Genomic DNA, 25,824 nt, shown 5'->3' on the forward strand with positions numbered 1-25,824 from the left:
TCACCAACTTACTGGCTGAACAGCTCCAGGACGGCAGTACGCGGGACCGACGCCAGATCCGGGTGCTCCCACCGGGGCTGCTTGTCCTTGTCGACCAGTAGCGCGCGCACACCCTCGCTGAAGTCCGGGCGGCTCAGCAGGTTGGCGCTGACGATCGTGTCGGTCCGCAGCACCTCGCGCACCGAGGTGGCGTCGGCTGCGCGCCGTACCGCCTCGAGGGTGACGGCCACGGACAGCGGGGAGCGCACCGAGATCTCCTCGGCCGCCGCCTGCGCGTGCGGGCTCGGGTGGCCGCGGAGTCGTTGCAGGATCACGCCGGGGTCGTCCCCGGCGTAGCACTCGTCGATCCACTCCCGGGCCGAGGCGAGGGAGCCCTCGGTCGCGGAGCCGGGCACGCTCCCTTCGCCACCTGGGCCCGGGGCGGCCTCGATCGGTCCGCCGGCGGCCACGTCCGCAAGGAGGCCCGGGATCCGTGCGGAGTCGACGACACCGTCCGCCAAGCCGACGTGGACGGCGTCGGCACCGGTGATCGTCGCGCCGGTCATCGCCATGTGCGTGCCGAGCTCGCCGGGCGCACGGGACAGCAGGTAGGTCGCGGCGACGTCGGGGAAGAAGCCGATCATCGTCTCGGGCATCGCGATCCGGGAGCGCTCGGTCGCCCACCGGGCGTCGGCGAACATCGAGATCCCGAGGCCACCACCCATGACGACCCCGTCCATCACGGCGATGACCGGCTTGGGGAACTGCGCGATCTGCGCGTCCAACGCGTACTCGTCGGCCCAGAAGTCCACACCTCCGGGGCCCCCGGCCAAGTGCGCCTCGCGGACGGCGCGGACGTCGCCGCCGGCGCACAACCCCTTCTCCCCCGCGCCCTCGATCGAGACGGCTGCGATCGCGTCGTCGCTCTCCCAGGCCGTCAGCCGGGCCTGCATCGCGACGACCATCTCGCGGGTGAGTGAGTTGATCGCCTTCGGGCGGTTGAGCAGGATGCGGCCGAGCACGCCGTCACGGGCGAAGAGCACCTCATCGGTACCGGTGCTGCCGGGGGTGAAATCAGGCATGGGCGCAACCTTGGCACACGGGTGGGACAGCCCTGACGTCAGCCGTCGATGCGGGCGAAGGGTGCCGCGGCCTCCAGCTCGAAGGCCAGCTCGAGCAGCAACCGCTCCTGTCCGCGCCGGGCGGAGAACATGACCCCGACCGGCCGCCCGTCGTCGGTGTGCCCGAGCGGCAGGGAGATCGAGGGCTGGCCGCTGGCGTTGTGCAGCGGGGTGAAGCCGACGTACTGCGTCAGGCGCTCCATGTGCGTGTCGAAGTCGAGGTCACCGGCCAGGTACCCGATCCGCGGCGTGGTGTGGCACAGGACCGGAGTGAGCAGCAGGTCGAGCTGTCGGGGAAAGAGCCTCTCCGCGCCGATCCCGGTCGCGGCCAGTCGCGCCATGGCCAGGGGCAGGCGCGCCAGACGACGCTTGGCCTTCGCGGCGAGTCCGAGGGTGAGCTTGTCCAGACGCGCCGGGTCGAAGTCCGTGCCGTAGAGGCTTGTCCCCTGGACCTTGGACGCGAGGGCAAGCAGCCCCCAGTAGTCCTCGAAGTCGGTCTTGAAGAACTGCGGGATCGGGACCTCGACGTCCGCCTCGAGGTCGTGCCCCAGGCCGGCCAAGAGAGTGCCGACGCCTTCGACAGCGGCCCGGCTCTGCGGGTCGGAGGGGCCGATGAGCGGTGAGTCGAGCATCATGCCGATGCGCAGCCGGCGAGCGCCCGGGCCCTCCACGAGTCCGACCGGCGGAAGGTTACCGGCCGGCTGGTAGCGCTCGGCGGCAGCGATGAAGTGCGCGGTGTCGCGCACGGTCCGGGTCAGGGCGCCGTTGACGACGATCTTGATCGGGGCCTGGTCGGTCGTGGGGTCACCGAGGAGTCGGCCGCGACTGGACTTGAGCCCGACGAGACCGCAGGCCGCGGCGGGGATGCGGATCGAGCCGCCGCCGTCGTTGCCGTGGGCGATCGGCAGCGCGCCGGAGGCGACGAGGGCGGCCGAGCCGCCGGAGGACCCGCCCGAGGAGTATCCGGTGGCCCAAGGGTTTCGGGTCACGCGTCCGTGCGGTCGCTCGGTCGTCGCGGTCCAGCCGAAGGGAGGGCAGGTGGTGGTCGTCACCGGCACCACCCCGGTGGAGAGGAACTGCTTGACGAAGGGCCCGTCGACGTCGACGGGGCTCGTCGGGAGGGCGTCGGAGCCCATGGTCATCGGCAGGCCGGCTGCGTGGACGTTGTCCTTGATCGCAGTGGGCACCCCGGCGAAGGGGGCCGACGTCCCCGCCGGCACGTGGTCGGCGCGGCGGCGGGCCCGCTCGAAGTCGCGCGCCATCGTCGCGCCGAGCTCCGGGTCGACGGCCTCGACGCGGGAGATTGCGGCGCCGACGGCTTCCTGCGCGCTGATCCTGCCGGAGCGGATCTCCTGAGCGACCCCGGTGGCGTCGTGGGTCCCGAGGGCGTCGTCGGTGAAGGCCGAGACCCGGCGGGAGTCGTGCTCCTCCCTGATCTCGTCGTACGGGGCCGCAGCGGAGGTGTGGGAGCTCATGACGGCAGGCTACCCATGAGTCACCGACATGCGCCCCGAGGCGCATCGGCCGTCGTCAGTAGGTGATCGAGAAGACCCACACCGCCAGGGTCATGACGGTCACGGTCACCAGGGCCAGGCCGATGAGGTTCAGCCAGATTCCGCCCTTCATCATCTGCGGGATGGTCACGTATCCCGAGCCGAAGGCGATGGCGTTCGGCGGGGTGGCGACGGGAAGCATGAAGGCGCAGGTGGCGGCCAGGGCGACCGGGATGGCCAGCAGCATGGGGTCCAGGTCCAGCCCGAGCGCGACACCCCCGGCCACCGGCAGGAAGGTCGCGGCCGTCGCCGTGTTGCTGGTCAGCTCGGTGAGGAAGATGATCGCCGCGCCGAAGATCACCACCAGCAGGATCACCGGGACCCCGTCCAGACCCTTGGCCTGGTCACCGATCCACTCCGTCAGCCCGGAGGACTCGAACTGCCCGGAGAGTGCCAGCCCGCCACCGAAGAGCAGCAGGACGCCCCACGGCAGCTGCACCGCACTCTCCCAGTCCAGCAGCCGCACCCCCCGGGCAGCGCCTGCCGGCAGCAGGAAGAGGACCACGGCGACGACCATGGCGATGCCGGCGTCGCTGATCGGGGTGTTGTCCGGCCAGATCAGTGGCACCCCGACCCATGAGGCGGCCGCGAGCACGAAGATGGTCAGGACTCCCTTCTCCCCCGTCGACATCGGGCCGAGCTTGTCCAGCTCCCGGGACATCAGTGACCGTCCGCCGGGGATCTCGTCGATCTCGGGCCGGAAGATCACCTTGGTCAGCAGGAACCAGCAGATGACCATGAAGACCACGGACAACGGCACGCCGACGAGCATCCACTGCCCGAAGCCGATGTCGATGTCATGGTTCTTGGACAGGTACCCCACGAGCAGGGTGTTGGGCGGAGTGCCGATGATCGTGCCGAGGGAGCCGATGGATGCCGCGTAGGCGATGCCGAGCATGAGCGCGCTGCCGAAGTTGGTCTTCAGCACGGCCTGCTCCGGGGGGTTCTCTCCCTTCGCCTCCGTGGTGTCACCGCCCCCTGCCTCGGCCCGGGCAGCGTCAGCCAGGTCGGGTTCATCCTCCAGGCCGACGACGAGCATCAGCACCGAGACACCGATCGGCAGCATCATCACGGCGGTGGCGGTGTTGGACACCCACATCGACAGGAAGCCGGTGGCGACCATGAACCCGGCGATGACCATCGCCGGGTTGGTCCCCATGGCACGGACCGTGACCAGGGCGATGCGCCGGTGCAGGTTCCACCGTTGCATCGCCAGGGCGAGGATGAAGCCGCCCATGAAGAGGAAGATGATGTCGCTGCCGTAGGAGGCGCCCACGTCCGCGATGTCGGCCCCGCCCACAACGGGGAAGACGACCAGAGGGATGAGCGCGGTCGCGGGGATCGGGATGGCCTCGGTCATCCACCAGATGCCCATGAGCACGGCGGTCCCGGCAGTGACCCTCGCGGCGGCCGGTGCGTCGCCCGGCATCAGCCAGTAGACGAGCAGTGCGCCGACCACTCCCGCCAGCATGCCCCACCTGCGGGTGCGGGTGGCGCGCTGCGGTTGGTCCTCGGCACGCTCACCGGGCGAGCGCTGGTCGGGGTCCTCCCAGCTGTCGGCCTCGGGTGGATCGGTGTGCGTGCGGCCCTCCGGGACGGGCGGCGGCTGGCTCATGCTCTTCCCTCCTTCCGGTGATCCACAGGTCCTTACCCGGATCTGCGGACGCAAACCTCCAAGATGGTCAACGCGAGGACGACGGCAGCGGCGACGAATCCGACGACACCACCCCAGCCGGCCGCTTCCCAGGCAAGACCTCCGGCCCAGCCCAGGACGCTGGACCCACCGTAGTAGGCCAGGTTGTACAGCGCGGTGGACTGCGACCGCGAGTGGACCGCCCGGGCGCTGGCCCACCCCGAGGCGACCGAGTGCGCACCGAAGAATCCCGCGGTGAGGACGACCAGCCCGGCCAGCACCAGCCACAGCTGCTCGGCGAGCGTGATGCCGATGCCCGCGAGCATGACCAGCACCATCACGACGATCACCGGGTACCTGCCGTGGCGCGAGGCCAGGACGCCGGCGCGAGGGGCCGAGACCGTGCCCGCGAGGTAGGCGAGGAAGGCCAGCCCGACCAGCCAGCCGGGCAGGAGGTAGGGCGGCGCCACGAGGCGGAAGGAGATGTAGTTGTACATCGCGACGAAACCACCCATGAGGAGGAAGGCGGTGAGGTACAGCCCCACGAGGGCCGGGTCACGCAGGTTGCCACCCACCTTCCGCAGGACCTCCTGCGCCCCGCCCGCACGGCTGGCGACGTGGCCTCGCTCGGCCGGCGCCAGCAGCACGAAGGCGAGCGCCGCCACCGCCGCGATGATCGACACCACGGTCAGGCCCCACCGCCACGAGGTCTGCTCGGCCACCGGGGTCGCGACGATCCGGCCGGTCAGGCCACCGATCGTGGTGCCTCCGACGAACCAGCCCGCCGCCACGACCGCGGCCGTGGCCTCGACCTCGTCGTTGAGATAGGCCATCGCCAGCGCAGGCACCCCGGCGAGGAAGACCCCCTGCAGCAGCCGCGCGAGCAGGACCAGCTCGAGGGTCGGCAGCCACGCCGAGACCAGGCCCAGGCCCGTCGCCCCGACCACTGCGACGAGCATCGCGCTCCTGCGGCCGTACCGGTCCCCGACGAAGGACCACGGCAGCACCGCCACCGCCAGGCCCAATGTCGACGCGGAGATGGTCAGGGCGGCGGTGTCGGCACCGGTGCCGAGGTCGCGGGCGATCTCGGGCAGGACGCCCTGCGGCGAGTAGAGCTGCGCGAAGGTGGCCAGCGCCGCACACACGAGCGCGACGACCAGACGCGCCTGCCGCCTGGTGGTCACCTCGCCAACGGGCGGCCGGTCGGGGATGCGCACGCACTCGACCCTAGGTCGCTGCTGGGACGAAGGGGGCTGCGGTCAGAGGTCGGTGCGGTGGAAGTTGGCGAAGGAGCGGCTCGCGGTCGGGCCGCGCTGCCCCTGGTAGTGCGAGCCGTAGGCCGCCGAGCCGTACGGGTTCTCGGCCGGGCTGGACAGGCGGAAGAAGCACAGCTGACCGATCTTCATCCCCGGCCACAACCGGATCGGCAGGGTCGCGACGTTGCTCAGCTCGAGGGTGACGTGCCCGGAAAAACCGGGGTCGACGAAGCCGGCCGTTGCGTGGGTGAGCAGTCCGAGCCGGCCGAGCGAGGACTTGCCCTCCACGCGCGCCGCGAGGTCATCGGGCAGGGTGACCGCCTCCAGGGTGGAGCCGAGGACGAATTCCCCCGGGTGCAGCACGAAGCCCTCCGCGGGGTCGACCTCGATCAGGCGGGTGAGGTCCGACTGGTCCTGCGCCGGGTCGATGACCGGGTACTTGTGGTTGTCGAAGAGGCGGAACCACTTGTCCATGCGCACGTCGACACTGCTCGGCTGGACCATGCCGGCGTCCCAGGGGTCGAGCACGACCCGTCCACCATCGATCTCGGCACGGATGTCCCGGTCGGAGAGCAGCATGGGGCGACACTAGCGCCCACCCGGACATGGGGCGGCAGGACCCGCGCAGGAGCCGTGTCCCGCATGGCAGGACCCGCACACCCCGGCGCGATCCGGTTCACCTGGTGCAGACCGGGTCAGTGGACCCCGCTCATCAGCTTCTTGACCGACGGGGTCGCGGCGGCCAGCGCCAGGCCGAGCACGATGGCGGTGACTCCGCTGAAGGTGAAGTAGCCGACCTCGTCGTTCGGGTCGTAGTAGCCCGCGAGCACACCGGCCAGCGTCGTGCCCAGGGACACGGACAGGAAGAACAGGGCCACCATCTGCGCCCGGAAGGCTGCTGGAGCAAGCTTCGTCGCGACCGACAGACCAACAGGTGAGAGGGACAGCTCGGCCCAGGTGAAGAAGAGCAGCACGGTGACGATGCCGTAGAGCGGGGCGCTGTTCGGCGCGTCCGTCGAGAAGGGGATGAAGAGCAGGAAGGCGACGCCCATCAGCACCAGACCGATCGCGAACTTCAACGGCGAGCTCGGCTGGCGCGCCCCGAGTTTCGTCCACATCGCCGCGAAGACGGCCGCGAAGACGATGATGAAGATCGGGTTGATCGACTGCACGAAGCTCGGGGGCATGGTCCAGCCGAAGATCGTGCGGTCCAGTCGCTGCTCGGAGTAGATCGCGACGACGGTGAACTGTTGCTGGAAGAGCGCCCAGAACGCGGCCGAGGCGATGAAGAGCGGGATGAACGCCGTGACCCGACGACGCTCGATGGCGGTCACCCGGGGACTGGTCAGGAGCAGGGCGAAGTAGCCGATGGCGGCGACGATGGCGGACCCGGCGATGACCGTGTCGAGGTTGGTCGCGTTGACCAGGCCCGTGACCAGGAGGGCGACGATGACGACGAGCGCAGCGGCGCCGATGCCGAGCCACTTGCCGCGTTCGCTGCCCGGCAGGGGGTTGGGGATGTCGTGTGCCTCGGTCGGCAGATTCTTGCGGGTCAGCCCGTACTGGATCAGCCCGATGGCCATCCCGACGGCGGCAGCGGCGAAGCCGACGTGGAAGCCCCAGGACGTCTGGAGCCATCCGGTGACCAGCGGGCCGATGAGGCCACCGATGTTGATGCCCATGTAGAAGATCGAGAAGCCGGCGTCCCGCCTGTCGTCCCCCTCGGCGTAGAGCGTGCCGACGAGCGCAGTCGCAGTGGCCTTCAGCCCACCGGAGCCGACCGCCACGAGGACGAGCCCCACGGCGAGGCCGGCCGCGCCGGGCAGCACGGCGAGCGAGACGTGGCCGAACATGATCATGATCGCCGAGTAGAAGAGCACCCGCTCCGAGCCGAGGACCCGATCTGCCAGCCAGGCGCCGAGGATCGTCGACAGGTACACGGCGCCGCCGTAGGCACCCACCAGCCCGGTCGCGACTGCCTGGTCGATCCCCAGTCCTCCGTCGGCCACGGAGAAGTACATGTAGTAGAGCAGGATCCCCTGCATGCCGTAGAAGGAGAAGCGCTCCCACAGCTCCACGCTGAACAGGTTGGCCAGCATCCGAGGCTGACCCAGGAAAGATCGATCGTCTGGTCGCACGTCCACGTCGGAGGAAGAACTCATCCGACAATGGTCACACGGTCGAGGGGGATGGTCGCGCGGTCCCCGCTGCGGGGTCCCTCGCGGGCGGGTCGACTGTCCTAGGGTTCGACCATGGCGACACTCGACTGGGCGATGGTGGCGGCACTCGCCGGCTGGATCCTCGTCGCGACCAACCTCGCTCTGCGACTCGTCGCCCTCGGCGTCATCCCCGGCAACCGGAAGCCGTCCACGGGCGCCGCATGGCTGCTGCTCATCCTGATCGTGCCGATCCTCGGCTTCGTCATCTTCCTGCTCTTCGGGCGCACGGAGCTGGGCCGCAACCGCCACGAACGCCAGCTGCGGGCCAAGGCGAGGATCCGCGAACGCACGGGACGGCTCGCGGACGTGAAGCCGCCACCCGGCAGCCCTGACCTGGTGAGCTCGGTCGTCTCCCTCAACGACCGGCTGGGGTCGCTCCCCCTGGTCGCGGACAACGGCGTACAGGTCATCGACGACTACGACGAGGTGATCCGCCTGATGACCGAGGCGGTCACTGCAGCGCGGTCGTACATCTACGTCGAGTTCTACATCATGGCCTGGGACGACCTGACCGGGCCGTTGTTCTCCGCGATGGCTGATGCGTCCGAGCGCGGTGTGGACGTCAAGGTTCTCTTCGACCACATCGGCTCACGCGGCATCCCGGGATACAAGCAGATGCTCGCCGACCTGGATGACACCTCGATCCAGTGGCACCCGATGCTCCCGATCATGCCGCTGCGCGGTCGCTTCCGTCGGCCGGATCTGCGCAACCACCGCAAGATCGTGGTCGTGGACGGGACCGTCGGGTTCATGGGCTCGCTGAACCTCACCGAACGCGGGTACAACAAGCCCCGGAACCACAAGCTCGGTCGGCAGTGGGTCGAGTGCATGGTGCGCGTGCACGGACACGTCGTGGCGGAGCTCGAGTCCGTCTTCGCCATGGACTGGTACACCGAGACCGACCAGATCCTGGCGGTCGAGGCCCGGCAGGCCGTCCACACCACCGGACCCGACGTCGTCGACGGCGTTTCGTGCCAACTCGTGCCGAGCGGCCCCGGCTTCGTCGCGGAGAACAACCTGCGGCTGTTCACCACGCTCATCTACTCCGCGACGGAGCGCATCTCGATCACCAGCCCCTACTTCGTGCCGGACGAGTCGTTGCTGTACGCCGTCACGACGGCCGCCCAGCGGGGGATCGCCGTGGAGCTGTTCGTCAGCGAGCTGTCGGACCAGTTCATGGTCGGCCACGCCCAGGCGTCGTACTACCGCGCGCTCCTGGAGGCAGGAGTGCGGATCCACCTCTACCCGGCCCCCTACATCCTGCACTCGAAGCACTTCTCGATCGACGACACCGTCGCGGTCATCGGCTCGAGCAACATGGACATGCGCTCCTTCGCCCTCAACTACGAGGTCTCGCTGATGATGCTCGGACCGGAGATCGTTCAGCGGATGCGGCAGGTCGAGGACCACTACCGTGCCGTGTCCCGCGAGTTGTCCCTGCAGGAGTGGTTGCGTCGCAAGCCCGGACTCCGCTACGTCGACAACGTCATGCGGCTGACTGCTGCCCTGCAGTGATCCGGATGACTCCATCCCCGAGTGGACTCGACTCCAGGCCCCTGAGAAGCCGATAGGGCCGATATCGCCGCCCGACGGACAGGGTGACTCAGGGCCGGCTGGAGTACGTCGTGCCGGGCTCGGGGCTGCCGAGCAGATCGGTCACGCTGACCAAGGTGAACCCGCGGTCGCGCAGGCCATCGATGATCCTGCCGGCCCCGGCCACCGTGGTGTCGTGGATGTCGTGCATCAGGATGATCGACCCCGGGCGAGCCTGGTCGACGGCACGGTGCACGACCACGTCAGTGTCCCGGTCGCGCCAATCCTCGGTGTCGACCGACCACAGCGCCACCGCCAGATCATGTCGGCGGGCCTGCGCGCGAACAGCGTCGTCCGTGGCTCCGTAGGGCGGTCGCAGCAGAGTCGGTCGCACACCGGTGGTCGCCGTCATCTCGTCCGCTGTGCGAGTGATTTGGCGACCGACCTCCTCGGGAGCGAGCTGGGTCAGGTCCTTGTGGTCCCAGGTGTGCACGCCGATCTCGTGCCCGTCGTCGACGATCCGTCGCGCGGTCTCCGGGTAGGTCGCAACCTGCTGGCCGAGCACGAAGAACGTCGCCGTGGCGTCCTTGTCGCGATACGTGTCCAGCAGTTCCTCGGTACCGGCAGCGGGTCCATCGTCATAGGTGATCGCCACGCACTTGAGCTTGCGACAGTTCACGCGCTTCGCCGAGGGCTGGGGGGCGGGCCGGGTCGACTCCGTCGGCGGGCCCGGCGTCTCCGAGCCGGGCACCTCGGGTTCCAGTGCCGCCGCCCGCGCTCGCTCCCCGAAGTCGGACAGCAGCTGGTCGGGGTCGTCGAGGGAGATGACGACCGAGACCTGACCCGCCGACCCGGCGCCCACCTGGAGTTCGTCGAAGCCGACGAACAGGTCACCCTGTGGGGTGAAGCCGAGGACGGGAATGTCGTCGTCGGCGAGAGCAGCAGCGAGCTCGTCCTCGAAGACCCCTTGATGGCCGTCGAGCCCCTCGGTGATCTGCTCGCGCAGCTCCTCGCGATCGTCGATCAGGCCGATGTTGGCGACCACGGCGCCCGAGTCCCTGTCGTACCAGGTGGAGTGCCAGGACTGTGCTGCGCTGCCGCCTGCGTTCAGGTAGTCCTCGCTGAGCACCCCGAGAGCGTCGTCCGACGCGCCGACGAGACGCCAGGCGGCGTTGAGCTCGGGGGTGGCCACCTGGCCCGGCACGGGCGGCGCGTACTCGGAGCGGAAGTCATCGACGAGCCCGGACCGGCTCGTGGCAAGGTTGTCGTTGAGCGCCGCCGCCTCGGGGATCTGGGGCCAGGTCACGTGGATGTGGCGGTCCTCGTCGAGCACACTGCGGGTCCGGAATCCCTCGAGGGCGCCGAGCAGGCGGGAATCGACCGTCTGCAGCTCGTCGACGGCGGCGACGGTCGCCGTGGCCACGTTCTGCGGGCTCACCTCCTCGGGAGGCGCTCCTTGGCACGCGGCGACCACGGCCAACACCACGCCCACCCCGACGGCACGAAGTGATCGACCCATGGGCGTCGCGAGCCTCATTCCTGTACTGAGTGGGGGTGTGGTCGGAATGGGATTCATCCCGCCGCTTCGCGGCCCGGCCTGCGCTGGCTCCAGGTCGCCACATGAAGGTATCAACACCGTCGCACGGCGTGACGCCGACTGCCGGTGTGGGGTAGACAACCAGTACCGCAACGGCCGCATCCGCACGACCCAGCCGGTACAGCGGCATCCACTGAGCCACGTCCCGTGCGGGACGCAACGAGAGGAACTCGCGGTGCGCACAGTCTGGTTCGCCGACGCAGATTCGGTCCCTGCGTTCTGGGAGACCGTGCACGAGCCCACGGGTAGTGGTGTCAACCGCGCGGTGCAGGCGCCGGAGAAGGGCGTCAAGGGTGTTCGAGCGGTCGAGTTGTCCACCTTCTCGTTCCCGGCCGTCGACGAGGTCGAGGACGCACGGGCGACGCCCGGCATGCAGGCCGCCGGGCTGGTCGACACGCTCACCGAGTGCGGTGTCCGTCTGCCCAAACGGGTCGTGGACTTCGCGTACCCCGACGAGCCGGGTGAGGACGTCACCAGGCGTGCCCGCACGGACCTGCTGGTCATCGACGGAGGGACGTGCTATGCGAGCACGTGGCAGATGTGGGGATACCAGATCTCGGTCACTGTCATCGACGAGTCGTGGTTGACGGTCCTGCAGCCGGCGCGGACCGACGTGACCCGCCTGGTGACGATTCCACCAGAGGCGGCCCAGTTCACGGATGGGGACGTTCTGCGCCCCAGCGGTGCGGCCGCCGGGGAGGCAGACCTGTCCGGCGGCGACCCGGACGGGTCGACGCTGCACAGCCCCGGGCCGCACAGATGAAGGTGCGCCGCCACCGGGACCACCCGCCCGGCGAACTCAACGGGCGGGACCTCGACGACCGCTCCTGCCCGTATCGGACATCACCCCGGAAAGAGGGAGAGCCGGTGACGGGAATCGAACCCGCGTGTCCAGCTTGGGAAGCTGGCGCTCTACCATTGAGCTACACCGGCGCGCGTCCGTAGACGTGCAGCCGACATCGTAACCCACACGCAGACCGCCGCTCGCACGGTCCACCGCACTCCCTGCATCGTCGACGAGACCGGGACCGACCCCCTTCGACGTCCCGGCCGCAGGCGGCCTCCGCTCAACGCGGACCCAACCGGAAGCGCCCGCCGCGCGTGTGCGTCACGTCACCGCCGCTTTGCTTGCTACCGCAAGCAACTACAGGTGAAGATGGGAAGGAGCGTCGGTAAGCGACCGCTTACCGACACCCCGACGCCGGCCACACCGGCACTCGATCGACATGACCAGGAGCCGCCATCATGGGTCACTACAAGAGCAACCTCCGCGACCTGGAGTTCAACCTCTTCGAGGTCTTCGGGCGCGGTGAGGTCCTGGGCCAGGGCCCCTACGAAGCCGTGGACGCAGACACCGCGAGCGAGATGCTCAAGGAGTACGCGCGCCTGGCGGAGAACGAGCTCGGCGAGTCCTTCGCGGACGCCGACCGCAACCCGCCGGTCTACGACCCGCAGACCCACTCGGTCACCATGCCCGAGTCCTTCAAGAAGTCCTTCCAGGCCTACAAGGACTCCGGCTTCTGGTCGCTCGACGTCCCCGAGGAGCTCGACGGCACCGTCGCTCCCCCGTCGTTGCGCTGGGCGATGAACGAGCTCGTCCTCGGGGCCAACCCGGCCATCGGGATGTTCGGCGCCAGCTACTCCTTCGCCAACCTGCTCTACCTGCTCGGCACGCCCGAGCAGAAGAAGTTGGCCAAGTGGATCGTCGAGAACCACTGGCACTGCACCATGGTCCTCACCGAGCCCGACGCGGGCTCCGACGTGGGCGCCGGACGCACGAAGGCCACCGACAACGGTGACGGCACCTGGAACATCGAGGGCGTCAAGCGCTTCATCACCTCGGCCGAGTCGGACATGAGCGACAACATCATCCACTTCGTCCTCGCCCGCCCCGAGGGCGCGGGCCCGGGCACCAAGGGTCTGAGCCTCTACATCGTCTCCAAGTACGACGTCGACCTCGAGACCGGCGAGCTCGGCGAGCGCAACGGTGCCTACGTCACCAACGTCGAGCACAAGATGGGTCTGAAGGTCTCCACGACCTGCGAGGTCACCTTCGGTGAGACGCACGCCGCTGTCGGCACCCTCTTCGGCGGCGTCCACGACGGCATCGCGCAGATGTTCCGCGTCATCGAGAACGCACGCATGCTCGTCGGCACGAAGGCCATCGCCACTCTTTCGACCGGCTACCTCAACGCCCTCGAGTACGCCAAGGAGCGCGTCCAGGGCGCCGACCTGACCACCCCGGCCAAGGACGCCCCCCGCGTGACCATCACGCACCACCCGGACGTGCGCCGCTCCCTGATGCTGCAGAAGTCCTACGCCGAGGGACTGCGCGCGCTCGTGCTCTTCACCTCCACCCAGCAGGACACCGTCGACACCCAGCAGCGCGAGACCGGCTCGGAGGACATCGCCGACGAGAGCCCCGCCGCGATGGCCAACCGGGTCAACGACCTGCTGCTGCCGATCGTCAAGGGCCTGGGCTCCGAGCGCGCCTGGACGCTGCTCGGCACCGAGTCGCTGCAGACCTTCGGCGGCTCCGGCTTCCTGCAGGAGTACCCGATCGAGCAGTACGTCCGCGACGCGAAGATCGACACCCTCTACGAGGGCACGACCGCCATCCAGGGCCAGGACTTCTTCTTCCGCAAGATCGTGCGGGACAACGGCCAGGCCCTGGGGCACCTCGCGATGCAGATCCAGCAGTTCGCCCAGGACGTCGACGCGCAGGGCGGGGCCCTCAGGACCGAGCGGGAGCTGCTGGCCAAGGGGCTCGAGGACGTCCAGGGCATCCTGGGTGCGATGTTCCAGGCGCTGCAGTCCGCTGACCCCAAGGCCGAGGGCTCGGACCTCACCAACATCTACAAGGTCGGGCAGAACACCTCCCGCCTGCTGCTGGCCGCCGGTGACCTCGTCGTCGGCTGGTTGCTCCTGCGCCAGGCCGCCATCGCGACGACGGCACTGCAGGGCGAGGTCTCCGGGAAGGACCAGGACTTCTACACCGGCAAGATCGCCGCGGCGAGCTTCTTCGCCAAGAACGTCCTGCCCCGTCTGGCCTCCGAGAAGGCCATCGCCGAGGCGACCGACAACGCCCTCATGGACGTCCCCGAGGCGGCCTTCTGATCGAGCCGGCCCCACGGCGAAGGGGTGTCCTCACCGGCTGGTGAGGACACCCCTTCGTCGTGTGCGGACTCAGTAGCGGTCGCCGCGCACCACCGTGCGACGGCGACGGTCCATCACGAAGCTGAGGACGATCGCCAGCACGCCCAGCCCGATGGCGATCCACCCGATGGCCACCAGGTCGAGGCCTGCAATCATCATCTCGCCGTTGTAGGCGAAGATGATGACGAGGCCGACGAGCAGCAGGAAGATCCCGATTCCGATGTACATGCTCAACTCCGTTCTCCGACCTCGAGGCCGGTGCTCGGTCCTGGCGGGTTCTCCCCGCAGGAGGCTGTCGGCCCGGGAGCCGCACACCACAGCCTAGCGAGGAAGAACGCATCCACGGCCCTGCGGCGGACTACCGATCGTCGTGGCGCGCCAAGTCGGCCAGGTGCGCGTTGTAGGCCGCCAGCTCGGCGTCACCGTCGCGGTCCACCCGACGGTCACGGCGGGTGCTCTCCTTGGTGTCCGTCTTCATCCACTGCCAGGCCACGGTGACCGCGAGCACCAGGGTCGGCACCTCACCGACGCCCCAGGCGATGGCTCCACCCGTGCGCTGGTCGGCCACCGGATCGGTCATCCAGGGCAGGTCGAGCCGGCCGAAGTAGTTGGCCGCCAGCAGTTCGGTGGACTGCGTGATGAGCACACCGAAGAACGCGTGGAAGCTGATCGTGGCGAAGAGGACGACGAGCAACGCGATGGGCGACCAGCGCTTCGGCCCGGGGTCGACACCGATCAGCACCCACGTGAACATGTACCCGGTCGCAAGGAAGTGGACCATCATCAGCACGTGCCCGGTGTGCGTGCGCATGGCCAGCTCGAAGAGCGGGCTGTAGTAGAAGATCGCCAGGCTGAAGAAGAAGAACGAGGCCGCGATGACGGGGTTGGCGAGCACGCGCAGGTAGCTCGAGTGCACGGTCGCCAGGATGAACTCGCGCGGCCCCAGCGTCTTGTCCTTGCGCACCGGGAGCGCGCGCAGTGCCAGGGTGACCGGCGCCCCCGGCACGAGCAGCAGCGGCACGAGCATCGCCACGCCCATGTGATCGATCATGTGCCAGGAGAAGAGGATCCGGCCGTAGACCGCGACGCCACCGGATGTGAAGTAGACGAAGAGGGCCCAGCCGAGCACCCAGCTGATCGTGCGCAGGAGCGGCCAGTGGTCACCGCGGGCGCGCAGCCGCAGGGCCCAGCGCACGTAGACCAGGACCGCGATCACGGCCACCGGCGCCCACAGCCAGTCGGTCTGCCACGCGGTGATCCAGCTCATGGAGTCCGGCGCACCCGGGTCGAGGTAGCCGGACAGGTCGTAGACGATCGAGGTCTCCGGGCGCTCCTCGGCGGTGGGCGGCGTCGGGGTGCGTCCGACCGCGGCACCGAGACCGAAGGCCGCGGCCATGACCGCGACCTCACCGAGAGCGAGCCGGGTGAAGGCGCGGTCCCGTCCCACGGTCGGCCCGGCGCCCGACTCGCGAAGGGGGGCACCCCCCTTCGTCATGTCGCCCAGGGCGGCGATGGTGCGGCGACGGTGCCACCAGCCGGCGAACCCGAGGAGGACCGCAGCCACCGACTTGAGGATGAGCAGGACGCCGTAGCGGGAGGCCAGCCCGGACAGGGCACCGATGTTGATCCACGCCGCCAGCAGGCCGGAGCCCACGAGCAGCACGAAGCACCAGCCGGCGATGACCGAGTAGCGCTGCACCGTCACCTGGAGGTGCTTGCCCAGCGACGGGCGGATCACCACGAGTGCGACCAGGCCACCGACCCACAGCGTCGCCGAGACGAGGTGGAACGCGAGGGCGTTGACCCCACCCATGTGGTCCAGGCTGGCCGCGGAGTGGCCGGACAGGGCCAGAGGCAGCAGGGCGAAGAGGCTCGCCGCGGAGAGCCAACCGAGGCCGGCCTTCGACTCCACGACCGGGGCGCACAGGGCCACGATCGCGACGACGAACGCGGAGATGGCGGCCGTGCGAGTGGCGTCGAGCTGCCAGATGAACGCGGCCAGCTGGGTCAGGTAGTTCGGGTCGGTCAGTCGGATGCCGGCCAGGGAGGCGAAGTTGGTCAGCAGCCCACCGACCCCCGCGAGGAACCAGATGATGGCCGCTCCACCGGCCAGGTGCGACAACGTGCGTCGGCGGGTGGTGCGGGTGGTCTCCGGGACGATGAAGGCAGCCAGGACGAGCGCGCCGATGGTCACCGCGGCCGCGCCGTCGTGGATGGCGCGCAACGTCGGCAGGGACCAACGCACGAAGGGGCCGGGATCACCGAGCTCCAGGGGCGCCGCTCCCCCGCCGAAGGCGGTGGCGGCGACCACCACGACCACCGTCAGGAGCCCGAAGAGGACCAGGGGGCGCGAGGTGGTGCGGGGGGCGCTCGCGGAGGTGGACATGACGTCTAATCTAGGCAACGCATCTGAAGAGACCCACCCCGGTGCGGCTCCAGCACCGTCAACCAACCGTCAGGAGAGACCGCGTGTCCGCGTCTGCCGGCCAGCTCAGCGTCAGCGTCATCCGGATGCTGCGCATGCTGCACGCCACCCGCGCCCGTGCGCCTCGCGTGCACCCCGCCCTCGAGCCGAGCCACCACGCCGTCCTCCTCGCGCTCCGCGACGCCCCGGCCCGGGTCGGCGACATCGCCGAGCGCAACATCTCCGACGCCTCCACCGTCAGCCGACAGGTCAGCCACCTGACCGCGCTCGGGCTCGTCGAGAAGGTCCCGGACCCGCAGGACGGGCGCGCGCAGCTGGTGGCCCTGTCCGACCAGGGGCACGCCGTCCTCGACGAGCTGGTCGCCCGCCGCGAGGCGTGGTTCGTCGAGCTGCTCTCGGACTGGTCCGACGAGGACGTGGCCACCTTCATCCACTACCTCGACCGCTTCTGCGACACCGTGGCGGCCGACGAGCGCCACCACCCCTGAGACACGGCGCCTGCGAGTGGGCCGGGGGGTGCGGTGGCCCGACTCAGGCCGCAGTCCGCACCGTGCGCTCAGGCACGTCGAGCACCCGGCCGTGCGGACTGTGCGCCAAGGGCCGCTGCACCCCCGCCCATGCAGCCACGCTCACGCCCAGAGGAAGGCCGTTCCCGGGTCGTGCAGCAGCGCGGCGACGTCGGCGAGCAGCCTGCTGCCGAGCTCCCCGTCGACGAGCCGGTGGTCGAAGGACAGCGCGAGCTGGGTGACCCAGCGCGGCTCGATCGACTCGCTCCCGTCGGCAGCGGTCACCACCCACGGCATCCGCCGGACCGCACCGAAGGCGAGGATGACGGCCTCGCCCGGGTTGAGGATCGGGGTGCCCGTGTCGACGCCGAAGACGCCGACATTGGTGATCGTGGCGGTGCCACCACCCAGGTCGGCGGGCTGCGTCTTGCCGTCGCGCGCGGTGGCGACGAGGTCACCCAGCGCACCGGCGAGGTCGTGCAGGGAGAGCCGGTCGGCGGCCTTGATGTTGGGCACGAGCAGCCCGCGGGGAGTCGCCGCGGCGATGCCGAGGTTGACGTCACGGTGGTAGACGATCTCCTGTGCGGCGCCGTCCCAGCTGGCGTTGGCCTCCGCGTGCCGTCGCAGCGCCAGGGTGAACGCCTTGGCGACGACGAGCAGCGGCGTGACCTTGACGTCCTTGAAGGAGCGGTCGGCCTTGAGCCGCTCGACCATCTCCATCATCGCGGTGACGTCGACGGTGACGAACTCGCTCACGTGCGGCGCCGTGAACGCCGAGGAGACCATCGCCTCGGCCGTTGCCCTGCGCACGCCCTTGATCGGCACCCGGGTCTCCTCGGGACCGAAGGGGGCGCCCCCGCCGGTTGTCGGGGTGGCCGCGGCAGCGTCCGCACCGGCCGCTGCGGCACCGGCGGCACCGGCGCCGGATGACGCCGCCTCCACGTCGGCGCGGGTGACGACGCCCCCTTCGCCCGTGGGGGTGATCGACTGCAGGTCGACGCCGAGATCCTTGGCGAGCTTGCGCACCGGCGGCTTGGCCAGGGCGCGGGTCGCCTGTGGGCTCAGCGGCTGCGCCGGGGCCGCGGGCGCGGCCGGTGCCGGCGCAGCGGCGGGAGCCGAGGGCGCAGGCGCGGGTGGCGCGTCCGGGCCCGCAGTGGTGGGCACGTCCTTCGCCGGCGCGACCTTGCGGGCGCGGCGACGGGTGCTACCGGCCTTGGCGCCGTAGCCGACGAGGTTGGGTCCACTGGACTCATCGGCCTCGCCCTCCTCGGCCGCGGGCGCGTCCCCGGCCGGGGCGGCCTCGGGCTCGCTGCCCTCGACCTCGATGGCGATGATCGGCGCACCCACGTCGACGGTGTCTCCCTCGGCGACGAGCAGCTCGGTGATCGTGCCCGCGAAGGGGATCGGCAGCTCGACGAGGGACTTGGCGGTCTCGACCTCGATGACGATCTGGTTGACGGTGACGGTGTCACCCGGCTGGACCTTCCAGGAGACGACATCGGCCTCCGTCAGGCCCTCGCCGGGGTCGGGCAGGTTGAAGTTCTTGACGGCCACTTCGGTCCTCCTGGTCAGTGCGCGAGCGAGCGGTCGACGGCGTCGAGGACGCGGTCGAGGGTCGGGAGGAACTCCTCCTCGAAGCGGCTCGGCGGATACGGGAGGTTGTAGCCCCCGACCCTGAGCACCGGCGCCTCGAGGTGGTAGAAGCACTCCTCCTGGACTCGGGCCGCGATCTCCGCGCCGAGCCCGACGAAGGTCTGCGCCTCGTGGACGATGACCGCACGCCGGGTCTTCTGCACCGACTCCATGATGGTCGGCAGGTCCAGCGGGCTGAGGGTGCGCAGGTCGACGACCTCGAGGTTGCGACCTTCCTCCGCAGCGGCCTCGGCCGCCTGCAGGCAGGTCTTGACCATCGGGCCGTAGCACAGCAACGTCGCGTCCGTGCCCTCGCGGACCACGCGGGACTCGTACAGACCGAGCTCGGCGGTGCCCCCTTCGTCGATCTCGGTCTCGCCACGCTCGTGGTACCGGCGCTTGGGCTCGAAGAAGATCACCGGGTCGTCGGAGGCGATCGCCTGCTGGATCATCCAGTAGCCGTCGGCCGCGTTGCTGCAGGTGACCACCCGCAGGCCGGCGGTGTGCGCGAAGTAGGCCTCGTTGGACTCGCTGTGGTGCTCGACCGCGCCGATGCCGCCGCCGCACGGGATGCGGATGACCATCGGCAGCTTGAGGTGCCCGAGCGAGCGGGCGTGCATCTTGGCGACCTGGGAGACGATCTGGTCGAAGGCGGGGTAGACGAAGCCGTCGAACTGGATCTCCACCACCGGCCGGTACCCGCGCAGCGCCAGCCCGACCGCGGAGCCGACGATCCCTGACTCGGCGAGCGGGGTGTCGACGACCCGGTGCTCACCGAAGTCCTTCTGCAGACCCTCGGTGATGCGGAAGACTCCGCCGAGCGTGCCGACGTCCTCCCCCATGAGCACGACCTTGGGGTCCTTGTCCATCGCCGCGCGAATCCCGGCGTTCAGGCCCTTGGCAAGGCTGAGACGGGTGCCGCTCATGCCTGGCCCCCTTCCTCGGCGAAGCCGGCGTGGTAGGCGAGGAACTCCTCGCGCTCGGCCGCCACCAGGGGGTGGTGGTCGGTGTACTGGTGGTCGAACATCGTCGCCATCTCCGGGTCGGGCATCTCCTGGCAGGCCTTGCGCACCCGCACGGCGATCTCGTCGGCCTCGGCGTCGACGGCGGCGAAGAACTCCTCGTCCGCGTGGTTGCGCTCGGTCATGAAGCCGCGCATCCGCTTGATCGGGTCCTTCTCCTTCCAGATCTCGACCTCGGCGCTGCTGCGGTACTTGCTCGGGTCGTCGGAGGTCGTGTGCGCGCCCATCCGGTAGGTGTAGGCCTCGATCAGGGTCGGGCCCTGGCCGGAGCGAGCCTTGTCCAGGGCGTCCTTGGCGACCGCATAGGTGGCCAGCGGGTCGTTGCCGTCGACGAGCACGCCGGGGAATCCGAAGCCGCGGGCCCGCTGGTAGGGCGGGATGATGAACTGCGTCTCGTTCGGCTGCGAGATCGCCCACTGGTTGTTCTGCACGAAGAAGACGACCGGCGACTGCTTCACGGCCGCGAAGACGAGCGCCTCGTTGAAATCACCCTGGCTCGTGCCGCCGTCACCGGTGAAGGCCATCACGGCCGCGTCCCGGTCCGGGTCGCCGGTGGCCATGTCGCCGTCGGCGGCGATGCCCATCGCGTACCCGGTCGCGTGCAGCATCTGGTTGCCGATGACGATCGTGTAGAGGTGGAAGTTGTTCTCGTTGGAGTCCCACCCGCCGTGGTTGACCCCGCGGAACATCCCCAGCAGGTTCTCCGGCGGCACGCCGCGGCACCAGGCGACACCGTGCTCGCGGTAGCCGGGGAAGGCGTAGTCCTGCTCGCGCAGCGCACGACCGGCACCGACCTGGGCGGCCTCCTGGCCGAAGAGACTGGGCCACAGCCCGAGCTCTCCCTGGCGCTGGAGGGCGAAGCCCTCGGCGTCGATGCGGCGCACGAGGACCAGGTCGCGGTAGATGATCCGCGCGTCCTCGCTCGTCATCTCCTCGACGATCTTGGCGTAGGGGGCGTTGGTCTCGTTGGTCTCGAGCCGGTTGCCGTCCGCGTCGACGAACTGCACCATCTCCGGGTTCTCGTCGGAGAAGTGTCCGTAGATCTGCGAAGGGGGCGTGGGCCCCATCTCGGGTGAGGGCTGGAACGCCCCCTCCATGCGGGACCGGGCGTGCCCGGCGACCTCGTTGTCGCTCAACTGATGCTCCCTTCGCTCCACGTCCCGGGGGGTCGCCCCGTGCCGCGGCAGTGAGGTGCGCCGGAGTGGCGCATCGTCTGGCTGCGGCCGGCTTGTGACCGGGACCACAGATCATGGCGTCACCCAACTTAGCGTCTCGCTGGCTGGACACCCAAACGGCCTGCGGACCCCACCCGGTCCACGCAGGCGCAGTGGGAGCGCTGGGTTTCGCACGCGCCTAAGCAGTTGCGAAGGTCGTGGCCACCTCGATCAGGCGGTCGTTCGCCTCCGGCTCACCGATGGTCACGCGGACCCCGTCGGTCCCGTAGGGCCGCACGGACAGGCCGGCCGCGTCGCACGCCGCGACGAACTCCGCGGTGCGCTCCCCCAGCGGGAACCACACGAAGTTCGCCTGGCTCTGCGGTACGTCCCACCCGGCCGCGCGCAGTCCGTCGATCACCCGGGCACGCTCGGCGACGATCCGCCGAACGCGCTCGTCCAGCTCCCCCTTCGCCGCCAACGACGCCACCGCGGCAGCCTGGGCGAGGTGGTTGACGCCGAAGGGGGTCGCGGTCTTGCGCAGCGCCTGGGCCACCGGCTCGGCCGCCACCGCGTACCCGACCCGCAGGCCGGCCAGCCCGTAGGCCTTGGAGAAGGTCCGCAGGACGACGACATTGGGGTGCTCGCGGCGCAGCGCCAGCCCGTCGACCGCGTCCTGCCCGTCGACGAACTCCAGGTAGGCCTCGTCGACGACGACGAGCACGTGGGAGGGGACCGCGGCGATGAAGTCCTGCAGCTCGGTGTGGGTCACCGCCGGGCCGGTGGGGTTGTTCGGCGTGCAGACGAGGACGACCTTGGTGCGGTCGGTGATCGCGGCTGCCATGGCGTCGAGGTCGTGGCGGAAGTCCGCGGTCAGTGGCACCTGCACCGACCGGGCCCCGGCGACGGCCACCACGATGGGGTAGGCCTCGAAGGACCGCCATGCGAAGACGACCTCGTCCCCGGCGTCGCACGTGGCCTGGATGATCTGGCCCAGCACGCCGACGGATCCGGTGCCGGTCGCGACCTGCTCGCGGGGCACGTCGAGGAAGGCGGCGAGCGCATCCGTCAGCGCGGTGACGCCCATGTCCGGGTAGCGGTTGACCTCGGCGGCGCGCTCGCGGATGACGTCCAGGACGGAGGGCAGCGGTGGGTAGGGGTTCTCGTTCGAGGAGACCTTGTAGACCGTCTGCCCCTCACGAGGGGTCGGCGGTTGACCGGCGACGTAGGCCGGGACCTGGTCGAGGGCGGAGCGCAACCGAGGGGAGTCCATGGAGCGCACCTTAACCACTCACGGGAGGCACGCGTTGGGGCTTCTGCGCCCGTGTGTGCACCTGCCCGGGCTCCTGCGAAGGGGGACGGCCGGGGCGGCGAGGGGTGGGCTCAGCGGTCGTCCGGCTCGGGCAGGATCCAGTTGAGGACCATCGAGACGACGGTGACGATCAGGGCACCGATGACGGCATCCCACCAGAATTCCCTGATGACGAAGCTCAGGCCGAGCGGTGAGGAGATCCACTCCGTCAACTGCAGCAGGAAGGCGTTGACCACGAAGGTGAACAGCCCGAGCGTCAGCACGATGGCGGGGAAGGCAAGCAGTTGGGCGATGGGCTTGACGACCGCGTTGACCACCCCGAAGATCAGCGCCACGAGGACGATCGTGGTGAACTTCGAGGCGAAGGTGGTGCCGTCTTCGGCGAGGACGATGCCGTCGACGAGCCACGCGGCGACCCACAGGGCGACGGCGTTCACGGCCGTTCGGATGAGGAAATTCGTCATGGGGACAGCATGTCAGGTCACGGGCGCTGCGAGGTCCGGCGACGAACGGGTCACAACCGACCCCACCCGAGCCCCCTCGTCCGCCATACTTGCGCGCGGCTGGTGACGACGAGAGGCCGGCGACGAAGGAGAGCAACACATGAGTGCCGAGGACCGCCCCGGGCGGCGACGCGACCTCTGGGACGACGACACCACGTCGGCTGCACCGACGCCGGCCACGTCCGGGCGCTCGTCGCAGGACGGGCCCGTCGCCGAGGCCACGACCCGCCGCGGCCTGCATCGCGCCCGCCGCGGCCGGCGGCTGCCCTGGTGGATCGTGCTGGTCGCGCTCGTCCTCGTGGCACTGCTCTGCCTGGGCGGCGCCTGGGCCTTCCTCGGTGACGACGAGGGCACTGCGGCGTGTGGCGACCCGATCGCCGTGTCCGCTGCCCCGGAGATGGCCGCGCCCCTCGAGGACGCGCTGGACAAGGTCACGGGTGAGTGCACCGACTTCCGCGTCACTGCGGCCTCGGCGGCCACCGTGGCCACGAACATCAACGAGGGCATGGCCCCCGACGTATGGGTCCCGGACAGCTCCACGTGGGTCGACGCGATCGACCAGGACAACACGCCCGGCCAGTGGCTGGAGGGCCAGTCCATCGCCTCCTCCCCCATCGTCCTGGCGGCCGGGTCGCAGAGCGAGGACGCACCGACCGAGGCGTCGACGTGGACGCGGATCATCAACGACGAGGGTGACCTGCAGATGGCCAACCCCGACGTGGACACGGCCAGCCGCCTGGCCTTCCACGCCAGCCGCATCGGCCAGCCCGCGCGCATCGGTCTGCAGACCGGCGAGCGACTGATCTTCCTCTCGCGCTTCGCCGCGCCCTCGGTCAACAAGCTCCTCGAGGACTACGAGAGCGACCCGAAGGCGAACAAGCCCTTCCCCACGGCCGAGCAGGAGATCGCCTCCTTCAACGAGGAGCACGACGACCTGCCGCCGCTGCGCGCGGTGATGCCCGAGCAGGGCACGCTGTCGCTGGACTACCCGTGGATCACCAACCCGGAGCTGACGGGCGAGTCCCTCGACGCGGCCGACCGGGCACGCACCGAGCTCGGCAGCATCGACGTGCGCACGTCCCTGACCGCGGCCGGCTTCCGCGATGCCAGCGGCCGGGGCGGCCCGACGATCGCGGGCCAGGAGGCCGCGGAGGTCGAGGAGCTCGAGGCACCGGACCGCACCGAGCGGATCGCACTGGTCGAGCAGTGGGACATCATGCGCACGGACATGCGGATGTTGGCCGTCATCGACGTGTCCGGATCGATGGAGTGGTCCAGCCCCACCCCGGGCAGGACCCGCTGGGACGTCACCAAGGGCGCGCTCACCCAGGGCACCGGTCTGCTGCCCGCCGGCAGCGAGGTCGGCGCATGGGTCTTCAGCAGCGACCGCAAGGACGGCCAGGACTACGAGCAGGTTGCCCCGGTCGAGCCGATGAACTCCGAGCACGGCGACGGCACCCACCGTGACCACCTGACCCAGCTCGTCAAGGACGGCGACACGTGGCTCGGCGGGGACACCGCGCTGTACGACACGATCTGGGCCGCGCACCAGTCGATGGTCGAGGACTACGACCCCGAGTACGTGAACTCGATCGTCGTCTTCACCGACGGGGAGAACGACGACCCCAACGGCGGGCTGTCGCTGAAGCAGCTGCTGGACAAGCTCGACGACTCCTACGACGCCCAGCGCCCGGTCCGGATCATCACGATCGGCATGGGTGAGGCCGATCCGTCGGCGCTGCAGAAGATCGCCGACGAGACCGGCGGCACCTCCTACATCGCCGAGACGCCGGACGACATCGAGCGGGTCTTCGTGGAGGCGCTGCTCGCCCGCGGCTCGGGCTGATCCACCAGCGCGAAGGGGGCGGCTAGGGTGACGCGGTGCGTCGCCTGAGGGCCCTGCTGGCCGACACCCGCCCCCTGCGGGTCCCGGCGTACCGTCGACTGTTCAACGCGCAGATCATCACCGTCATCGGCGCCCAGCTGACCATCGTCACGGTACCGGCGCAGATCTACGCGATGACCGGGTCGAGCGCCTACGTCGGTCTGACCGGCCTCTTCGGGCTCGTGCCGCTGGTCGTCTTCGGTCTCTACGGCGGCTCGCTCGCCGACCACTTCGACCGTCGTCGGCTGCTCACCGCGACCACGACCGGTCTGATCGTCACCTCGGCGTTGCTCTTCCTGCAGGCGGCGATCGGCAACACCAACGTCTGGGTGCTGCTCGGCATCTTCTCCCTGCAGCAGGCCTGCTTCGCCGTCAACCAGCCGACCCGCTCGGCCGTGCTGCCGCGGATCATGCCCCACAACCTGCTCCCGGCGGCCAATGCCCTGAACATGACCGTCTTCACCGGCGGCGCGATCGCCGGACCCCTCGTCGGCGGTGCACTCATCCCGGTGCTCGGCTTCTCGTGGCTCTACCTCGTCGACACGGTCTTCCTCCTCGCGACCCTGCGCGCGGTGCTCCTCCTGCCGCCCCTGCCGGTGGAGGTCGTCGCCGGCTCCTCCCCCGGTCTGCGCTCGGTCATCGACGGGTTCGCCTACCTCGCGACCCAGCCGGTGCTGCTGATGTCCTTCGTCGTCGACCTCGTCGCGATGGTCTTCGGCATGCCGCGGGCACTGATCCCGGAGATGGCCGACATCAACTTCGGCGGGCCCGAAGGGGGTGGCCTCGCCTTCGCCGTCCTCTTCGCCGCGATGCCCGCGGGCGCCTTCCTCGGCGGGGTCCTCTCCGGTTGGGTCTCCCGGGTCGAGTTGCAGGGGCGCGCGGTCGTCGTGGCGATCCTGGTGTGGGGTGGCGCCATCGTCGGGTTCGGCGCGGCGGTCGGCCTGGCCGACGGCACCACCCGGCCGTGGCTGTGGGTCGCGGCGTTCTTCTTCGCCCTCGGCGGGGCCGCCGACGCGGCCTCGTCCGCGCTGCGCTCGACGATGCTCCAGTCCGCGGCCACCGACGCGATGCGGGGGCGGCTGCAGGGAGTCTTCATCGTCGTCGTGGCGGGCGGTCCGCGACTGGCCGACGTGCTCCACGGACTGGCTGCGGCCCCCTTCGGCGCGGTCGCCACCACGATCGCCGGCGGTGCGCTCGTCGTCGTCGGCACCCTGCTCGCCGCGATGCTCGTGCCCGCCTTCGTGCGCTACCGCGCGCCCCTCGCCGGCTGATCCGGGCCGACGGTCGCGGAGCCCGACTCGTGCCCGGGGCGGGACGTCAGGGGGCGAGGCCGGCGAC

At 70.0% G+C, this 25,824-nt stretch carries 20 protein-coding genes and 1 tRNA gene; 6 read left to right on the forward strand and 15 right to left on the reverse strand.

Going from position 1 to position 25,824, the window contains the following annotated elements; genetic code table 11:
- Positions 1-8: 8 nt before the first annotated feature.
- The 6 genes from V1351_RS13615 to V1351_RS13640 form a co-directional block, all read right to left on the reverse strand.
- On the reverse strand, positions 9-1,061 hold the full coding sequence (locus V1351_RS13615) for an enoyl-CoA hydratase/isomerase family protein (protein WP_338748734.1): 1,053 nt from the start codon (positions 1,059-1,061) through the stop codon (positions 9-11).
- Between the two features lie 38 nt (positions 1,062-1,099).
- Positions 1,100-2,575 (reverse strand): amidase, encoded by a 1,476-nt coding sequence (locus tag V1351_RS13620; RefSeq protein ID WP_338748735.1) that lies wholly within the window; start codon positions 2,573-2,575, stop codon positions 1,100-1,102.
- A 55-nt stretch (positions 2,576-2,630) separates the two neighbouring features.
- Entirely contained in the window at positions 2,631-4,268 is a 1,638-nt protein-coding gene (locus V1351_RS13625; protein ID WP_338748736.1) for an SLC13 family permease, read from the reverse strand.
- Between the two features lie 32 nt (positions 4,269-4,300).
- Positions 4,301-5,503, reverse strand: a complete 1,203-nt coding sequence (locus V1351_RS13630; RefSeq protein ID WP_338748737.1) for an MFS transporter — start codon at positions 5,501-5,503, stop codon at positions 4,301-4,303.
- A 42-nt stretch (positions 5,504-5,545) separates the two neighbouring features.
- Positions 5,546-6,121, reverse strand: a complete 576-nt coding sequence (gene dcd / locus V1351_RS13635) for a dCTP deaminase (RefSeq protein WP_338748738.1) — start codon at positions 6,119-6,121, stop codon at positions 5,546-5,548.
- A gap of 116 nt (positions 6,122-6,237) precedes the next feature.
- The gene (locus V1351_RS13640; RefSeq protein WP_338748739.1) at positions 6,238-7,704 is read right to left on the reverse strand and encodes a peptide MFS transporter; all 1,467 of its coding nucleotides are present in this window, start codon (positions 7,702-7,704) and stop codon (positions 6,238-6,240) included.
- Positions 7,705-7,794: 90 nt separating this feature from the next.
- Here V1351_RS13640 and cls point away from each other — a divergent pair, with 90 nt between their 5' ends.
- Complete coding sequence (gene cls, locus V1351_RS13645; RefSeq protein ID WP_338748740.1) at positions 7,795-9,276, forward strand: cardiolipin synthase; 1,482 nt, start codon at positions 7,795-7,797, stop codon at positions 9,274-9,276.
- An 88-nt stretch (positions 9,277-9,364) separates the two neighbouring features.
- Here the strand turns inward: cls and V1351_RS13650 are convergent, their stop codons facing one another.
- On the reverse strand, positions 9,365-10,732 hold the full coding sequence (locus V1351_RS13650; protein ID WP_338748741.1) for a polysaccharide deacetylase family protein: 1,368 nt from the start codon (positions 10,730-10,732) through the stop codon (positions 9,365-9,367).
- 334 nt (positions 10,733-11,066) lie between these two features.
- On the opposite strand from V1351_RS13650, the gene V1351_RS13655 reads away from it, so the two are divergent.
- Positions 11,067-11,654 carry a hypothetical protein gene (locus tag V1351_RS13655; RefSeq protein WP_338748742.1) on the forward strand — a complete coding sequence of 196 codons (588 nt, stop codon included), beginning with the start codon at positions 11,067-11,069 and terminating at the stop codon, positions 11,652-11,654.
- A gap of 99 nt (positions 11,655-11,753) precedes the next feature.
- Here V1351_RS13655 and V1351_RS13660 read toward each other — a convergent pair.
- Positions 11,754-11,824, reverse strand: a tRNA-Gly gene (locus V1351_RS13660).
- Between the two features lie 312 nt (positions 11,825-12,136).
- Here V1351_RS13660 and V1351_RS13665 point away from each other — a divergent pair.
- Positions 12,137-14,008 carry an acyl-CoA dehydrogenase gene (locus V1351_RS13665; protein ID WP_338748743.1) on the forward strand — a complete coding sequence of 624 codons (1,872 nt, stop codon included), beginning with the start codon at positions 12,137-12,139 and terminating at the stop codon, positions 14,006-14,008.
- Positions 14,009-14,077: 69 nt separating this feature from the next.
- Here the strand turns inward: V1351_RS13665 and V1351_RS13670 are convergent, their stop codons facing one another.
- Both V1351_RS13670 and V1351_RS13675 read right to left on the reverse strand, forming a co-directional pair.
- Positions 14,078-14,275, reverse strand: a complete 198-nt coding sequence (locus V1351_RS13670; RefSeq protein ID WP_338748744.1) for a DUF6458 family protein — start codon at positions 14,273-14,275, stop codon at positions 14,078-14,080.
- Positions 14,276-14,405: 130 nt separating this feature from the next.
- Positions 14,406-16,433 carry a cytochrome c oxidase assembly protein gene (locus V1351_RS13675; RefSeq protein WP_338748745.1) on the reverse strand — a complete coding sequence of 676 codons (2,028 nt, stop codon included), beginning with the start codon at positions 16,431-16,433 and terminating at the stop codon, positions 14,406-14,408.
- Between the two features lie 83 nt (positions 16,434-16,516).
- Here V1351_RS13675 and V1351_RS13680 point away from each other — a divergent pair, with 83 nt between their 5' ends.
- Entirely contained in the window at positions 16,517-16,960 is a 444-nt protein-coding gene (locus V1351_RS13680) for a MarR family winged helix-turn-helix transcriptional regulator (RefSeq protein ID WP_338748746.1), read from the forward strand.
- Between the two features lie 141 nt (positions 16,961-17,101).
- On the opposite strand, the gene V1351_RS13685 is transcribed toward V1351_RS13680, so the two are convergent.
- From V1351_RS13685 to V1351_RS13705, 5 genes are all read right to left on the reverse strand, one after another.
- The gene (locus V1351_RS13685) at positions 17,102-18,532 is read right to left on the reverse strand and encodes a dihydrolipoamide acetyltransferase family protein (RefSeq protein ID WP_338748747.1); all 1,431 of its coding nucleotides are present in this window, start codon (positions 18,530-18,532) and stop codon (positions 17,102-17,104) included.
- Positions 18,533-18,546: 14 nt separating this feature from the next.
- The gene (locus V1351_RS13690) at positions 18,547-19,536 is read right to left on the reverse strand and encodes an alpha-ketoacid dehydrogenase subunit beta (RefSeq protein WP_338748748.1); all 990 of its coding nucleotides are present in this window, start codon (positions 19,534-19,536) and stop codon (positions 18,547-18,549) included.
- Positions 19,533-20,768, reverse strand: a complete 1,236-nt coding sequence (gene pdhA, locus V1351_RS13695) for a pyruvate dehydrogenase (acetyl-transferring) E1 component subunit alpha (RefSeq protein ID WP_338748749.1) — start codon at positions 20,766-20,768, stop codon at positions 19,533-19,535. The genes V1351_RS13690 and pdhA overlap by 4 nt, the downstream gene beginning before the upstream one ends.
- A gap of 217 nt (positions 20,769-20,985) precedes the next feature.
- The gene (gene hisC / locus V1351_RS13700) at positions 20,986-22,059 is read right to left on the reverse strand and encodes a histidinol-phosphate transaminase (protein ID WP_338748750.1); all 1,074 of its coding nucleotides are present in this window, start codon (positions 22,057-22,059) and stop codon (positions 20,986-20,988) included.
- 110 nt (positions 22,060-22,169) lie between these two features.
- The gene (locus V1351_RS13705) at positions 22,170-22,562 is read right to left on the reverse strand and encodes a phage holin family protein (RefSeq protein ID WP_338748751.1); all 393 of its coding nucleotides are present in this window, start codon (positions 22,560-22,562) and stop codon (positions 22,170-22,172) included.
- 139 nt (positions 22,563-22,701) lie between these two features.
- Between V1351_RS13705 and V1351_RS13710 the strand changes: the two genes are divergently transcribed.
- Both V1351_RS13710 and V1351_RS13715 read left to right on the forward strand, forming a co-directional pair.
- The gene (locus tag V1351_RS13710) at positions 22,702-24,447 is read left to right on the forward strand and encodes a substrate-binding domain-containing protein (RefSeq protein ID WP_338748752.1); all 1,746 of its coding nucleotides are present in this window, start codon (positions 22,702-22,704) and stop codon (positions 24,445-24,447) included.
- 35 nt (positions 24,448-24,482) lie between these two features.
- A complete protein-coding gene (locus V1351_RS13715; RefSeq protein WP_338748753.1) occupies positions 24,483-25,757 on the forward strand; it encodes an MFS transporter in 1,275 nt (424 codons plus the stop codon).
- The last annotated feature ends 67 nt before the right edge of the window (positions 25,758-25,824 follow it).

Source organism: Janibacter sp. A1S7 (assembly GCF_037198315.1).
GTDB classification, from domain to species: Bacteria; Actinomycetota; Actinomycetes; order Actinomycetales; family Dermatophilaceae; genus Janibacter; species Janibacter alittae.